The sequence below is a fragment of the Mesobacillus sp. ABV4_180 genome (assembly GCF_056158485.1).
The window spans coordinates 1378999-1393583 of sequence record NZ_JBSWTJ010000001.1 but is presented as its reverse complement, the minus strand read 5'-3'; the positions used below and the strand labels follow the sequence as shown (position 1 = coordinate 1393583).

The following is a 14585-nucleotide window of genomic DNA, read 5'->3' as shown; positions in this document are numbered from 1 at the left end:
ACAGTCTAATTTAACACAGCCTTTTAATTCACAAAGATTCGGGTATGGTATGAACATGGAAAATAATAATAGAATTTCTAATGCCTATCTAAAATTTAACAACTTTTAAATTGGTTATCACAGGTTGTTTTTTCGGCAAATTGTTTATAATAGAGTAATAGAAAGAGGGGAGAACATGAGTGAATTAACAACTTCAGAGCAAAAACAAGAAAGCGAACCACTTTCAGTTTCCGCTTTCGGGTATGAATTGATCCGGGAAGTCCTGGTTCCGGAACTGCTCGGCAAGGACACCGCCGAAATCCTTTATTGGGCCGGTAAACGCCTGGCCCGAAAATATCCATTATCCACACTGGATGAGACCATCCGCTTTTTCATGGATGCAGGCTGGGGCACACTCACCATCAAAGAAGAATCCAGAAAAGAAATGGTGCTTGAACTTGGCAGCGAACTAATTTCCTCCCGACTGAAAAACAACCCAAACACCACATTCCAGTTAGAAGCAGGATTCATTGCCCAGCAAATGGAACAACAGAAAAAAGTAACAGCCGAAGCCTTCGAACATCCCAATAAAAAGCTGTCAAAAATCCTTTTTACGATTAAATGGGATAAGAATGATTTTATTACTGAATGATTGATGAGTTATGAATAAGCTGCTATAGAAAAAAGCTTTCCTGAAATTTGTCGGGAAAGCTTTTTCTACATCCTTACTTCGTCTTCACAGCTTCGGAATAAAGCTCAAATGCTTCATGCAAAGATTCTACTGCATTGACCATTTGTTTCTCCTCTACAACAGTGGAAACCTTGATTTCGGAAGTGCTTACCATTTTCACCTGGATTCCGCTTCCTTCGAGGACTTCAAACATCTTGGCGGCTACGCCCGGGTTTGAGACCATGCCTGATCCAACGATTGATACCTTTGCAAGGCCAGTTTCTGATTCGATTGCTTTATAGTTCAATAATTCCTTATTGCGTTCCAATACGTCCAGAGTTTCTGTCAGGTCATTGCTCTTGATGGAGAATGAAATGTTCGCAGTATTTGCCTCTGTCCTGCTCTGGACGATGATATCGACATTGATGTGGTTTTGTGCCAGTGTCGTAAAGATCGTCGAAAGTCCTTTTAATGAAGTACTCACCCCAAGGACTGATACTCTTGTGATTTGGTCTTCAAACGCTACTCCGCGTACTACTAGATTCTGTTCCATTCCATTCTCCTCCTCGATGATCGTGCCTCTTTCTTTTTCCATACTGGACCTTACTTCGATTGGCAATCCATAGTTCTTGGCGAATTCCACCGCCCGCGGATGGAGGACACCTGCTCCCAGGTTTGCCAGCTCAAGCATTTCATCATAAGAAACACTCAAAAGTTTCCTTGCGCTTTTCACATATCTTGGATCTGTTGTGAACACGCCTGTTACATCAGTATAAATATCGCACTTATCCGCCTTTAAAGCTGCGGCAAGAGCAACTGCAGTTGTATCTGATCCGCCTCGGCCAAGGGTGGTGATTTCCCCTCCATCAGTCACTCCCTGGAATCCAGCGACAATGACCACTTTGCCATTGCCCAGGTCATTTGCAATCCTGTCTGTATCTATTTCCACAATCCGGGCATTTCCATGGACTGCTTCTGTTTTGATGCCAGCCTGCCAGCCTGTATAGGATACCGCCTCGATTCCGTTTTGTGCCAGTGCCAACGAGAAAAGCGCAATCGTTACTTGTTCCCCTGTCGTCAAAAGCATATCCATCTCTCTCTTTGATGGGGCACTTGAAATCTCATTCGCCATTTCCACCAGATGGTCTGTCGTCTTGCCCATAGCCGATACAACAACGACTACATTATTACCTTTTTGCAATTCCTCTGCTGTCCTGCTGGCTGCATTCCTGATTCTTTCCACACTGCCAACCGATGTTCCGCCGAATTTCTGTACAATCAATCCCATTCGTTTCCCCTGCCTCTTCTTTATTTTGCCTCTGTCAGAGTTTGATGGCTAAGCCGCATATGTATCTTTCCCTAAGGCTTTCTGCTCTTTGCATGCTGTTTTTAATCAGCATGGCTAAAAGAACGCCCAAAAAACAGAAAAAGCAATGGAAAGTGTCTCCCATTGCTTGATAAACGTTTTTATACGCTGCAACATGAGATAGCACTCCAAGACGGCAATCTTGACAATCCTGCGTTTATTCAACGAAGGACCAGCGGTAAAATGGATAGGCATTTTCCCACTTCGGCGAACATCCCCTTTCAAAGCCCATCCCCGAATCCTACAATTCTCCCGGCTTTTACTCTTGAAGCTCGCACCTCTATCTTCACTTTAATGCTCTAAAGTGATAGTCATATTAAATTTTCACCATTATATCATACAAAAAAATAGATTACTACCATTAATTCTGCAATTTAGTATGGAGCTCCTGGGCAACATTCGCAGGCACCCCGGCGGCAGTAAGCTCATCAACAGTAGCTTCCTTCATCTTTTTCACTGAACCAAAATGCTTCAATAAAGCTTTCTTGCGCTTTTCGCCAATGCCTGGAATATCATCGAGCAGCGATTGAAACGCACTTTTTCCCCTTAATTGACGATGGAAGGTGATGGCAAAGCGGTGAACTTCATCCTGAATCCTTTGAAGCAGGTAAAATTCCTGGCTGTTTCGCGGCAGTTCAATCACCTGCAAAGGATTCCCATATAAAAGCTGGGATGTCCTGTGCTTATCATCCTTTGCCAATCCGGCGATCGGGATATCGAGCCCGAGTTCATTTTCCAGAACGTCCCTGGCGGATTCGATATGTCCTTTTCCGCCATCAATAATGATTAAATCTGGCAGGGCAAGTCCCTCTCTCAGCACCCTCGAATAGCGGCGCCTTACGACTTCCCTCATGGATTCATAGTCATCGGGACCTTTTACAGACTTGATTTTATACTTGCGGTATTCTCGCTTTTCAGGCTTCCCGTCTATGAAAACAATCATTGCTGATACCGGGTCTGTCCCCTGGATATTGGAGTTATCGAAAGACTCAATCCGATGGGGTGTGTAGATCCCCATTTGCTTGCCCAGGTTTTCCACAGCCTTGATCGTCCGTTCTTCATCGCGTTCAATCAATGAGAATTTTTCCTTCAGGGCAATTCCCGCATTCTTCGCTGCAAGGCGGACAAGCTCTTTTTTCTGTCCCCTCTGCGGCTGCAGAACTTTAACCTCTAACAGCGCTTCGGCCATTTCTGTATCCACACCTGCTGGCACCAACACTTCCTTTGGCTTGAAGTGTTCATTTTTTGAGTAGAACTGGCCAAGGAAAGTGAGGATATCTTCTTCTGGCTCATTGTGAATTGGAAACATCGAAACCTCACGCTCAATCAACTTCCCCTGGCGGATGAAAAAGACTTGTACACACATCCAGCCCTTATCAACCGCATAGCCGAAAACATCGCGGTCGGTAAAATCGGTGGTTGTCATCTTCTGCTTTTCCATTGTCGCCTCGATATGGGCAATCTTGTCCCGGAACTCCTTGGCCCGTTCAAAATCAAGCTCTTCGGCGGCCGCAGCCATTTTAGCTGTCAAGTCGACTTTGATATCCTTGAAGCCTCCATTCAGGAAGCGTGTGATTTCATCGGTGATTTGCTTGTATTCTTCCTTGCTTACATCTTTGATGCAGGGTGCAAGACATTGCCCCATATGATAATAAAGGCAGACTCTGTCAGGCAGCGTTGAGCATTTCCGCAGAGGATAAATCCTGTCCAGCAGCTTCTTTGTCTCATTTGCCGCCTGAACATTTGGATAGGGCCCAAAATATTTCCCGCTGTCTTTTTTGACCTTTCGGGTAATGATCAGCTTTGGGTGGCGTTCTGCCGTAAGCTTGATGAATGGATAGCTTTTGTCATCTTTGAGCATCACATTATATTTCGGATCATGCTTTTTAATCAGGTTGATTTCAAGTACAAGGGCTTCCATATCGGAGGAGGTGACGATGTATTCAAAATCTTCAATTTCATTCACAAGCCGGAGTGTCTTGCCATCATGTGATCCGGTAAAATACGAGCGGACCCTGTTTTTCAGCACCTTCGCTTTTCCTACATAGATGATGGTCCCCTGCCTGTCCTTCATTAAATAGCAGCCTGGCTGTGCTGGAAGCAGCGCAAGTTTATTTTTGATCTGCTCATTCATTCCGTTCACCTCCTGTTACGGTGTCCATTTATATAAAGTAATTTCGTTATAGACTGGATCAAATAGTTTATTTGACGTAAATGTCCGTATTTCCTCCAGGTTCTCATCAAGTTCTATGCCCTGAGAGCTGAAACCTTCGATTACACTGTCGGTCAAATAGATTTCCTTCCCTTTATACAATGACTGGTCATGCATAAAAATTTTATACGTATATACTCTTTTATGGGCATAAGGCATCCCCAGATACTGAAGTATCCTTGTTTCTTCCCAGGTGTATAGTACAAAGTCCTCAGGCACATCCTCTAGAAATTGGGCAAGCTGATAGACGGCAGGCTTTTCTGCTGCCTGTATTTTGATAAAATGCGTCGAAATCATTGCCTGGGCAATGATGAGAACCAGCACAAGCATACTGGCATAACGCGTTGTATGCTTACTGAAAAAAACTGCCAAACCAAAGAACACAATCAATAATGCCAGCGGCAGGATATGCCTCGGCTTATCGATATTCTGGGCAAACAGCGCCCAAAGTCCATATGAACTCAACATAAAGGTTCCAGAAAAGATGATCCTGTTCTTATACTGTTTAACTGATTTACCCGGCAAAAAAATCAGGATGCCGATAACTATATATATTACCATCAAAACAGTTGTTCGTGTAAATATTCCCCACCATAAAATGTTGGTAAACAGAAATGATTTCAATCTTGCGAAAATATTTAAGTCATTTGAAGCAGATGTACCTCCCCATTCCTGAAAATGGCCGCCAGTGAAACCAAACGCAAGCTCGAGGAAGTTAGCGATTCCCCCTTCTGACATGATCAGCCCGCCAACCCAAATCAGTTGGAACAACCCGGCAATGATCACATATTTTAAAACACCAGCCCAACCGATTTCGAGCTTTCTCCATTTTACATATAAAAGATAAACAAGACCTGCTCCCATCGGGATATAACTTAATCTGATCCCTAAAAGCACGCTCAAAAAAAACAGCGGCAGGATCATCCAATTTCCTGCTGGCCTTGATTCAGCCGCGGAGATACTCCAGAAATACCACCAATAAGCGGCAAGCGCTGCACCCTCTGACATCGGCTGATTTACGATGATCAATGGATAACTGGCAGAATAAATCGCTGAGGCAATCATTAATGCGCGAGAAGGTGCTACTATTTTCGAAGCGAGAAGGTACACCGGCACAATCGAACTGGCATAAACCAATACATTAAAAAGAACCAATGCCTGATTTGGAGTCGGTGCCAATACTTCCGTAAGCATTCCGCCCAATATGAAATATGGATATCCAGGGAAGTGAGGCTGCATCGCCCTAAGGTCATACCTTTCCATTGCCAATGAAAAATCAACCTGATCCCAAGAAGCCACAAAAGGATTAAGTGAGACCACTTGTACCGCAAACACATAGAAGACTGCGATCATACTAAGAGTCACAAATATTTTTTCCTTTATTCTTTCATTCTTCATCATTCTTCACCAACTGACTTTTAAGAAAATCGTCTTAAACGTATGAAAAAAGTACAAGGAATTTCCCTGTACTTTTTCTGGAGAGAGGATCGTAAACATCTCATTATTTTACTTGTGGATTAAGGACATTTACCTGCTTGTTTTCTGCAGCTTTATCTTTCTTCGGGCTCCGTGAGGATGTAAGCAGGAAGATCGCTGCAAAATAGCCGATATAGGCAATGACCTCTTCAATTGAAGGCATCGATGAGTACCCGAACAGCGCCTTCAGGAAAATCCCTATATCACCTGACATTAGCGGTGCGACACCGTTGTCTCTTAGATAATGTGCATAATCGATCGGATGTTCAGGCAGTAGCCATGTAATATCGTAAACATGGTACATGACGCTTCCGATCAGGTTTACGTCCTGCATCATCGAAATGGCCTGGACCAGCAGACCAGCTGAAATCAGGATGATGAAAGCCCCGGTGATCTGGAAGAAAGTCTTCAGTTTGACCTTCATCGTACCTTTAAAGAACATGTAAGAAACGACTACTGCAATCAGTGTACCAGTGATCGCTCCCCAGCCCTGCATTGCGGCACCGATGTTCCCGCCAGTAATGGCAGCGAAGAAAAAGACCGTTTCAATCCCTTCACGCAAGACTACAAGGAATGAATGGATGACCATGCCGACAATATTTCCCGTCGAAATGAACTTGTTCATTTTCCCTTCCATATTGCCCTTTAGGTCTTTACTGTGGCTCGCCATCCAGAATACCATCTGTGTCAGGAGGACCGTGGATACAACCATGATACCAATCTTCAGGTAAATTTCACTGCCCATTGCTGCAAAGCCAGTGAACACGACCTGGAACAGGATCGCTACCCCGATACTCGCCAGGACTGCAAGACCTGCACCCAGCCACACATATTTTGTATATTTGGAATGATCCATTCTCTTTAAGTATGTTGTGATGATTCCGATGATCAGTAACGCTTCTAGTACTTCACGAAAAGTAATTAATAATGCTTGAATTTCCATTGCTGATTCTCCCCTCTCCAAGGTGTCATCAAATTTTATCCTCTTCTTTTTCTAATGCCAATGAATACTACTGCCGCAATGACCGCGACAATCAGGATCAGCGGGAGCCAGTTGCGGATATTCGATAAATCCGTCCAGTCCTTTTTGCCGGTCCCTTCTTCTTCGGCTGTATCAGTAAAATGGCCGACTTCCAGGCTGGCAAGGTCAAATTCAGTTTGCAGCGCTTTCAGGATTTCTTCTTTGTTCGCTTTAAAAGCTTCTATGTCAGATGGTTTCTTCCCGACTCCGAACAGCCCGGGATTTCCAAGTGCTTCAAGTGCTTCGTCAAAATCAGTTTTGATTTGTTGATCCACTTCAGGATTTTCTGCCTCGACTTTCGGTGATAATGCCTGATATGTAGCAAAACCTTTTGCAAGCAGTTTCTTGGAGGTATCATACTCTTCAAAGTTTTTCTCAATGCTTTCTAGCCTTCTTGCTACATTCAAAACAAGGAGCTTCTCCATATTTTCAACTGTCGCTTCTTTATCCTCATCATTCAAACTCTTCATGATGACTTCTCCAGGCTCTGTACCCATATGCATGTCAATTTCTTCTTTCACCGTCTCGAACAGAGACTTTGATGCGGAGAAATTTGGAGGGTTCTCATCAAGCTTCACTTGCATTTCCTTGTAAACCTCCGCAACCTTTTCTTCATTTGGATCTCCATAAGAATAGGCATTGGCAGTTTGAGGAATGCCATTAATGAGAATCAATATCAGTAAAAAACAAAAAAATATCGCTTTTTTCATTTGTTCTTTCCCTCCTACAATGATAATGATAATGATTATCATTATATATGTCAATCATATTTGGCAATCGTCACTTTTTTGTCACTATTTCTACTGTTTTTAAGTTGAGGAGTATTTACTTCGCTTACTTTTCGAACAGGTCTGGACATCTCACGAAACACAGCCGGCACAACATTTGTCATGTATTTCCTGAAGGAAATAAAGGATGTCCCAGTCGTCCTTACACGGTATTGAATCGGCACTTCAAGCACCCTGAAACCTTTACGCACTAGATTCAGCGTCAATACTTGAGCATAATTATAGTCATGGATAATCTCGGAATGCTTCAGAACCTGTCGTGAGAAAGCTCTCATGCCCGATTGACCGTCATAAAGCCACTTTCTCAACAACAATGTTTGCAGGAAGGTGAAAAAATAATTACCCATTCTGCGATGAAACTTCATTCCCTTTATTGTGCCCATAAATCGCGAACCCATTGTATAATCGGCTTCACCATTCAGGATTGGCTTAACGATATCGGGAATCTGCGATGCTGGGTATTCCCCATCAGCGTCAATCATCACACCTACATCTGCGCCCATCCGGTAACATTCTTCTATCCCTTTTCGGACCGCGGCACCAAGGCCGCGGTTTTTTCCAAAGCTGATAATATGGTCTGCCCCCGCTTTTTTTGCCTGATCGACTGTAGAGTCGGTCGATCCGTCATCAATCACAAGCACCTCTACAAGGTCTGCGCCAGCAAAGCTGCGGGGGATATTCTCGATTACTTCCGCAATCGATTCTTCTTCATTGAAAGCGGGCAAAAATACAATTACTTTAGTCAAATCAATTCTCTTCCTTTTCTGCTTTTATTGCATCCAAAAGCACCTTTCCTCTGCTGCTTCCTGGATAAGGGGCACCCATCAAGTAGGAAATCGTCGGTGCCAATGAAACGAGGCTGTGCCTTTCTTGTACTTTGAGTCCTTTGGCAATATGCGGTCCATGCATGAAAAATGGTACGAATCTCTCTCCTTCATCCAAATGCCCATGACCGCCGATTCCATCTGCCTGACCGTGATCCGCACAGATGACTAGTGTCGTATTCTCCATTTTCCCTTCTTTTTCAAGCCACTGTACAAAATCCCTGATAAGGGCATCCGCTTCCTCGATTTTTTCAATATAATCATTGTAGAGGACGCCGCGGCTGTGACCAACCTGGTCCGTCCCGATCATTTGGACTATAAACAAATCCGGGTCCTGCTCATCCATGATCTTACTTGCCCTGGCCAGCATATTCGTATCGGCTTTGTCCTTATGCATGACCGCAGTCACTGTTTCCACATCGCTGCCCATTGCATCAACCAGATGGGCAATGCCAAGCAGTCTGCCTCTTTTGCCAACCTTCCTCAGCGAGTCAAAAATCGTTTCTGTTTTCACGCCAAGCTTGTAGACCATATTCGATTTGATTCCATGTTCAAACGGATATGTCCCAGTAAACATTGAACTAAAGCAAACTACCGTTCTTGCAGGATATAAGGTTTCCATATTCAAATATTCTGTTCCATTTTCTTTCAATTGATCAAGAAAAGGTGTATTCGCCTCATAAAAGCGTTCTTTCCTCATGCCATCGATTACGATGACAATGACTTTGTCTGACAAACCTTTCTCAGGTACTGCAGGTCCTTCATCCTTTGTATAAGTCTCATAGGCCTTTGGCTTCCAGTCAAACAAGTATCTGTGCAACACAAACGCAAAAACGAATACGAAACCATAAAACATCGCCAGATCTGTTATCGGCATGCCGGTATTGCCTGTCAAAGCTGTGAAAGACAATTCCCATATGGAGAGCAGCAGGAATACTTTCGGCAGCTGCTCCTGAGCATTCCCGCTGGTGGAATCACTGTTCTTTAAAACGAGCTTCCAAAATCTCGTGAAGTTCAGCCAGGAAGTGCCAATCCTCAAATGATAATAAAGTGTACCCCAGAAAAACACCGTAAAGAAAAAATAAAGCCCAGCTGCAAACAGCAGCAAATTAAGATTAAGATCCGCCCATAGAATGATGAAAACAATAACTGGAATCCATAAATAGTTTCTCAAAAAAAGCGGGAAATCATAAATGAAATACATAATAAAAAGCGGTAGGACAGTTAGCAGTCCCAGGAATAAATTCATGATCCCTGCCGCATTGCCAAGATCTCCGAGATGGAATAAAACCATTGTACCAACTGTGAAAATTGGCGTAAAAGGCTTGCCTTCATTAAGCAGATTCCAGCTTCGGGCCGCGAATTTCTCAAACTTGGAAGCACTCTTCATGATTCGTTGCCCCTTTCTCTAGTCCATTTCTTCAATAAATCCATTGGTACGGGATAGCTGGCCAAAGCCACCCCTCCAACAATAAATGAAAATATATATTTTAAACTATGGGTAATCACTGCAGCCGTATATGCATTTTCCCCGTTTATCCCAGATGCCCCTAATGCGAAGATCATGATGGTCTCATAGCTGGCAATTCCACCGGGTGTGATTTGAAAGATCTGCCCTGCCACCGTGATGCTGTTCACCCATATAGACTGCACAATATTGATGCCGCCTGCGACATTCAAAACAACACCATAAATGACTGCTGCTTCAAGAATCCAGCTGACTAGTGTCAATCCAATGATTGAAACCCCACGCCACCCAGAAAAAGCGTTTTTGATGATTTTTAACTGTTTGTCAAAAAAAGTCCGGAATTTCAGGTACAGAATAACGACTGCCGAAACTCCGCCAAGGGCAAGCCCTAAAAACCACAATCCACCAATCGGCAGCTCAAGGTAAGCAAGTCCGGCAATCGCCATTGCAAATAAAATGGCTGTGTCCAGCAAGCGCAATATGATCACTGAATTAAATGCCTCATGCCCTGTGATTTCAGATTCCCTTGCTTTTAATACGCCAATCCTCGCAAAATCCCCCGCTTTCACCGGCAGGAGATGGTTCAGCAGCAAACTGTAAAACAGGCCATACATGCAAGTTGAGAGCCTTGCCCTATTTTTCAGATAAAGCCTCCAGGCAAAACCTCTTGCCAAAAAGGCAAAAAAATAGCTGGTAAAAATAAAGATTAAAACTCCCGGACTCGCCGCAAGATTCCGAATTTCGTCCAGGAGGTTTCCTGCATCCAGATAGAAAATGGTCAACAAAACAAAAGCAGTAACCAACAGAATTGAAATCATTTTTTTAAAGGAATTTTTCATACTGTTCCGCCCAGGCTACCGTTTTTGCAATTCCTTTGCTAAAATCCACCTTTGGCTCATATCCAAGCAATTCCCGGGCCAATGTAAGATCTGCCCATGTTTTGTCCACATCTCCAGCACGCTCTCCTTCACACCTGATCCTCATGTCGGGGAAGTAAACCTTCAGCTCATCCAGCAGCTGATTCATCGAAACCGGCCTGCCAGATCCAATATTGATTGTCGCGCTCTGCTGCAGATTTTGTAAAGCCAAGCATATCCCATTCACAATATCGCTAATATATGTATAATCCCTTGACCCACCCTGGCCAAAAACCGTGATTTCTTCCCCGTTTTTCAATTTCCTGATGAAATTGGCAATGGCCATATCAGGCCTGCCCCATGGGCCATATACGGTAAAAAATCGAAGGATTTTTATGTCCATTCCGTAGAGATGGGCATAGACATGGCAAAAAGATTCAGCAGCGTATTTCGAAGCTGCATATGGTGAAATTGGCTTGCCATTTGCCATTCCTTCTTTAAAAGGCGTATTTTTCATCATTCCATAAACCGAAGAGGATGAAGCAAATATAACTTGTTTTACATTTGCCTTACCGGCCGCCTCCAGGACATTAACCGTCGCCTTCACATCATAATCTATATATTCCAGTGGCCGGAGGATCGAGTATGCTACACCTGGCAATGCCGCCAAATGGACAACCGCATCCGGAGATATCTTTTTGATGAGATCTATTGTTTCATCACTGTCTAAGAGATCAGCTTGATAGAATTGATATTCACCTGCGTTTTTTATCACTTCCAGATGCTGCTTCTTGCGGTCAGGTGAATAATAAGGGTGAAGATTATCAATTATTGCAACATCATGCTGTTCCTCCAGCATCTTTACGGCAAAATGGCTGCCAATAAAACCTGCTCCTCCTGTGATCAAAATTTTCAAATTTGACACCTCTTTCTTTCCTCAAGCCATTTTACCATAGTATTTCATGATAAAAGAGAAAATAGAGCCGCATTGCTGCGGCTCTATTCATATTTAGTATTACAGTCCATTGACTGCACTCGTAACTGCTTCACCTTTTGCTTTCACTTCATCTTGCTTGTTCTCTGCGATCGCATTAAACCAGGCTTCAGCATCAGCAAAGACTGCATTCGCTTTTTCTTCACCCATTTTTTCAGTTAACTGGCCTTGAAGCATTTTAAGGAACATGTTTCCTTCCATTGCACTTACCTTAGCTTCCACTGCATTGTCTTCAGCCAACATTTGAGGTGCTTTTTCATAATAGCCGTTGATTTTTCCAGCGATTGCTTTCGCGAATAAAGCATTTGTTTCTGCTGATTTAATCGTTGCAGGATCAGTAGTGTTCAATGTGAAAAGTTTATCTAGTTGAGCAGCAGCTGCTTCATCTCCACCGCCAAGTGAACCTTTGATCGCTTGATAAAAGCCCCAAGCCTCTGCCTGCATGATTGTTAATTCATTCTTGTCTTTTCCTTCTTTTGCTCCTGCTTCTATTTTCTCACCATAAGATTTAGCAGCAAGATAGTAGCTTCTGTAGACTGACTTATCACTAACTTGTAAGAAAACCTGGAAGTCTTCTGCATTTCCTGCATTAAGTGCCTCTTCCTGTGCAGATAATCCAGAGTTGATGTTTTCAACAAGGCTTGAATCGCCGCTTAGCTCATAATAGTTGTCACGCTTCTCAGCTGTTGGGATGAATACTTTTTCTGCCAGATGCTTGATTTGCATGAAAGCAAGATTCGCTTCATCCTTCTTATCTTCAGTCAGTGCTGCAGCAGCTTCTTTTTGAAGTGATTTCTGATTTTGATAGAAGTATGATTGTGTTGTTTTATCAATCAGTTGCACAGCGATGATTGGTTCCATTTCACCGCTCTTGCCTGCAGCAATTGCTGCCTGGATTGCCTGATCGAATTCAGGTGTCAATTCTGCAACATCTTTCTGAAGGCCTGCTTCATACTGCTGCTGAACACTGTCCCAATTTACTTCCTGGTTTTCTTTTGCCTTTACCAGTTCTGCCATCATATCAGCGATAACTGTCGTTTGCTTTCCTGCGTCTGTATCCTCAACATTCACTTCTTTCGGTTCTTCAGACTTTGTATCTGTCTCTGCCTGCTTATTCTCTTCAGGCTTTTCAGTTTGTTCTTCCCCGCCGCAAGCAGCCAATACAGTGCTTGCCATTAAAAAACTTGCAAAAATCGCTTTCAAATGTTTCTTTTTCATGGTTGATAATCCCCCTATGTATAAGTGCTTTTAATAATTGATAATGATTTTCATTGACAATTGTTATTATAGTCGAGAATGATTATCACTGTCAACGGACTTGTTAAGAAAAGTTTGACAAACTTTTGAACACTTATCTTTCCTCATTTCTGAAAACTTTAACAAAAAAAATCCCGACTTCCGGAGAAGGCGGGATTTTTTATTCAGATTAGATATGCTGTTGCAGGCGACCAGCAAGTGCTTCTTTAGGCTGGAAACCAACTACTTTATCTACCTGTTGTCCATCTTTAAGGACAAGCAGGGTAGGAATGCTCATGATTCCGAATTTCGCTGCAGTTTCCTGGTTGTCATCGACATCAAGCTTAACGATTTTCACTTTGTCGCCCATTTCTGCATCTAATTCTTCAAGAACTGGAGCGATCATTTTACAAGGTCCGCACCATGGTGCCCAAAAGTCAACAAGCACTAGGCCTGATCCTGTTTCGTTATCAAAATTTGCGTCAGTAGCGTGTATAATTGCCATTTGTATGCCTCCTAATAAATCTGGAATAATAACTGCAGTATATCATCGTTTACCAATTGATGCTATTTATTTGCTCTTGTTGTAATTTACCCTGATCACACATGAATATTCCTTTAAACACTATTAAAAACGGACGCAGTCGACGTCCGTTTTTTCAGGCCTAATAAAAGGTACAAGCTCCTTTGCAAAGGAGCTTGATTTAGGGTATTAAGCATTTACTTTAAGCTTTTTGAACTCTTCAGTCAGCATTGGAATGACTTCAAACAGGTCACCAACAATGCCGTAGTCTGCAACTTTGAAGATATTGGCTTCCGGATCCTTGTTGATCGCGACAATAACCTTCGAGTTGGACATACCAGCAAGGTGCTGGATTGCTCCGGAGATACCGGCAGCGATATATAAATCAGGTGTTACAACTTTTCCTGTCTGGCCGATTTGCAAAGAATAATCACAGTAGTCAGCGTCACATGCACCGCGGGAAGCACCTACAGCACCGCCAAGAACATTTGCAAGTTCTTTAAGTGGCTCGAAACCTTCTTCGCTCTTGACTCCGCGACCGCCTGCAACGACAACTTTTGCTTCGGAAAGGTCTACACCTTCAGTTGCTTTGCGGACAACATCCTTAATGATTGTTCTCAAATCTTTAATTTCAGCTGATACTGCTGAAACTTCACCTGATCTGCTTTCATCCTTTTCAAGTGGAGCGATGTTGTTTGGACGGATCGTTGCAAACACAAGGCCATCAGTAACAATTTTCTTTTCAAAGGCTTTGCCTGAGTAGATTGGACGCGTGAACACAAGGTTTCCGCCAGCTTCCTCTACAGCAACTGCATCTGAAATCAGGCCGGAGTTCAATTTGCTTGCGATTTTAGGCGCAAGGTCTTTTCCAAGTAATGTATGCCCGAAGATAAGACCTTCTGGATTTTCCTGTTCGATTACCGCCATCAATGCTTGTGAGAAACCATCCGGTGTATACTGTGCAAGCTTCGCATCCTCAACTGCGACAACTCTGTCAGCACCATATTGATATAGGTCGCTGCCTAAAGAACTAACCGAATCACCGATCAATACTCCAACTACTTCTCCGCCCTCTGCAACTTTTTTACCAGCAGCAATTGCTTCGAAGGATACATTTCTAAGTGAACCGTCACGCGCTTCTCCCAATACTAATACTTTTCTCGCCATTTGA

13 protein-coding genes and 1 riboswitch are annotated in these 14585 nt (G+C 43.2%); of the genes, 1 reads left to right on the top strand and 12 read right to left on the bottom strand.

What is annotated here, in order from left to right:
• Positions 1–175: 175 nt before the first annotated feature.
• Positions 176–631: a YslB family protein gene (locus ACXAEA_RS06920; protein ID WP_475095174.1), complete on the top strand. Its 456-nt coding sequence runs from the start codon at positions 176–178 to the stop codon at positions 629–631.
• A 73-nt stretch (positions 632–704) separates the two neighbouring features.
• Here ACXAEA_RS06920 and ACXAEA_RS06915 read toward each other — a convergent pair whose 3' ends face one another.
• The 12 genes from ACXAEA_RS06915 to ACXAEA_RS06860 form a co-directional block, all read right to left on the bottom strand.
• Positions 705–1937, bottom strand: a complete 1233-nt coding sequence (locus ACXAEA_RS06915) for an aspartate kinase (RefSeq protein WP_475095173.1) — start codon at positions 1935–1937, stop codon at positions 705–707.
• Between the two features lie 191 nt (positions 1938–2128).
• A riboswitch (Lysine riboswitch) is annotated at positions 2129–2306 on the bottom strand.
• Between the two features lie 70 nt (positions 2307–2376).
• The gene (gene uvrC, locus ACXAEA_RS06910; protein ID WP_475095172.1) at positions 2377–4149 is read right to left on the bottom strand and encodes an excinuclease ABC subunit UvrC; all 1773 of its coding nucleotides are present in this window, start codon (positions 4147–4149) and stop codon (positions 2377–2379) included.
• A gap of 15 nt (positions 4150–4164) precedes the next feature.
• Positions 4165–5625, bottom strand: coding sequence for a hypothetical protein (locus ACXAEA_RS06905; protein WP_475095171.1), 1461 nt, complete (start codon positions 5623–5625; stop codon positions 4165–4167).
• A 103-nt stretch (positions 5626–5728) separates the two neighbouring features.
• Positions 5729–6646, bottom strand: coding sequence for an FTR1 family iron permease (locus tag ACXAEA_RS06900; RefSeq protein ID WP_475095170.1), 918 nt, complete (start codon positions 6644–6646; stop codon positions 5729–5731).
• A gap of 35 nt (positions 6647–6681) precedes the next feature.
• Positions 6682–7434, bottom strand: coding sequence for a hypothetical protein (locus ACXAEA_RS06895; RefSeq protein ID WP_475095169.1), 753 nt, complete (start codon positions 7432–7434; stop codon positions 6682–6684).
• A gap of 50 nt (positions 7435–7484) precedes the next feature.
• The gene (locus ACXAEA_RS06890; RefSeq protein ID WP_475098070.1) at positions 7485–8264 is read right to left on the bottom strand and encodes a glycosyltransferase family 2 protein; all 780 of its coding nucleotides are present in this window, start codon (positions 8262–8264) and stop codon (positions 7485–7487) included.
• The gene (locus ACXAEA_RS06885; protein ID WP_475095168.1) at positions 8260–9726 is read right to left on the bottom strand and encodes an alkaline phosphatase family protein; all 1467 of its coding nucleotides are present in this window, start codon (positions 9724–9726) and stop codon (positions 8260–8262) included. The genes ACXAEA_RS06890 and ACXAEA_RS06885 overlap by 5 nt, the downstream gene beginning before the upstream one ends.
• Complete coding sequence (locus ACXAEA_RS06880) at positions 9723–10643, bottom strand: lysylphosphatidylglycerol synthase transmembrane domain-containing protein (protein WP_475095167.1); 921 nt, start codon at positions 10641–10643, stop codon at positions 9723–9725. The genes ACXAEA_RS06885 and ACXAEA_RS06880 overlap by 4 nt, the downstream gene beginning before the upstream one ends.
• Positions 10627–11577 carry an SDR family NAD(P)-dependent oxidoreductase gene (locus ACXAEA_RS06875; RefSeq protein ID WP_475095166.1) on the bottom strand — a complete coding sequence of 317 codons (951 nt, stop codon included), beginning with the start codon at positions 11575–11577 and terminating at the stop codon, positions 10627–10629. The genes ACXAEA_RS06880 and ACXAEA_RS06875 overlap by 17 nt, the downstream gene beginning before the upstream one ends.
• A gap of 99 nt (positions 11578–11676) precedes the next feature.
• Positions 11677–12873 carry a hypothetical protein gene (locus tag ACXAEA_RS06870; RefSeq protein WP_475095165.1) on the bottom strand — a complete coding sequence of 399 codons (1197 nt, stop codon included), beginning with the start codon at positions 12871–12873 and terminating at the stop codon, positions 11677–11679.
• Positions 12874–13081: 208 nt separating this feature from the next.
• A complete protein-coding gene (gene trxA, locus ACXAEA_RS06865) occupies positions 13082–13396 on the bottom strand; it encodes a thioredoxin (RefSeq protein ID WP_475095164.1) in 315 nt (104 codons plus the stop codon).
• Positions 13397–13603: 207 nt separating this feature from the next.
• Positions 13604–14581 carry an electron transfer flavoprotein subunit alpha/FixB family protein gene (locus ACXAEA_RS06860; RefSeq protein ID WP_475095163.1) on the bottom strand — a complete coding sequence of 326 codons (978 nt, stop codon included), beginning with the start codon at positions 14579–14581 and terminating at the stop codon, positions 13604–13606.
• Positions 14582–14585 lie beyond the last annotated feature (4 nt).

Excerpts from the sequence above, each read along its gene's own strand:
- ACXAEA_RS06880 (WP_475095167.1), bottom strand. The coding sequence starts at position 10,643 with ATGAAAAATTCCTTTAAAAAAATGATTTCAATTCTGTTGGTTACTGCT.
- ACXAEA_RS06920 (WP_475095174.1), top strand. The coding sequence starts at position 176 with ATGAGTGAATTAACAACTTCAGAGCAAAAACAAGAAAGCGAACCACTT.
- ACXAEA_RS06885 (WP_475095168.1), bottom strand. The coding sequence starts at position 9,726 with ATGAAGAGTGCTTCCAAGTTTGAGAAATTCGCGGCCCGAAGCTGGAAT.
- ACXAEA_RS06915 (WP_475095173.1), bottom strand. The coding sequence starts at position 1,937 with ATGGGATTGATTGTACAGAAATTCGGCGGAACATCGGTTGGCAGTGTG.
- uvrC (WP_475095172.1), bottom strand. The coding sequence starts at position 4,149 with ATGAATGAGCAGATCAAAAATAAACTTGCGCTGCTTCCAGCACAGCCA.
- ACXAEA_RS06895 (WP_475095169.1), bottom strand. The coding sequence starts at position 7,434 with ATGAAAAAAGCGATATTTTTTTGTTTTTTACTGATATTGATTCTCATT.
- trxA (WP_475095164.1), bottom strand. The coding sequence starts at position 13,396 with ATGGCAATTATACACGCTACTGACGCAAATTTTGATAACGAAACAGGA.
- ACXAEA_RS06900 (WP_475095170.1), bottom strand. The coding sequence starts at position 6,646 with ATGGAAATTCAAGCATTATTAATTACTTTTCGTGAAGTACTAGAAGCG.
- ACXAEA_RS06870 (WP_475095165.1), bottom strand. The coding sequence starts at position 12,873 with ATGAAAAAGAAACATTTGAAAGCGATTTTTGCAAGTTTTTTAATGGCA.
- ACXAEA_RS06860 (WP_475095163.1), bottom strand. The coding sequence starts at position 14,581 with ATGGCGAGAAAAGTATTAGTATTGGGAGAAGCGCGTGACGGTTCACTT.
- ACXAEA_RS06905 (WP_475095171.1), bottom strand. The coding sequence starts at position 5,625 with ATGAAGAATGAAAGAATAAAGGAAAAAATATTTGTGACTCTTAGTATG.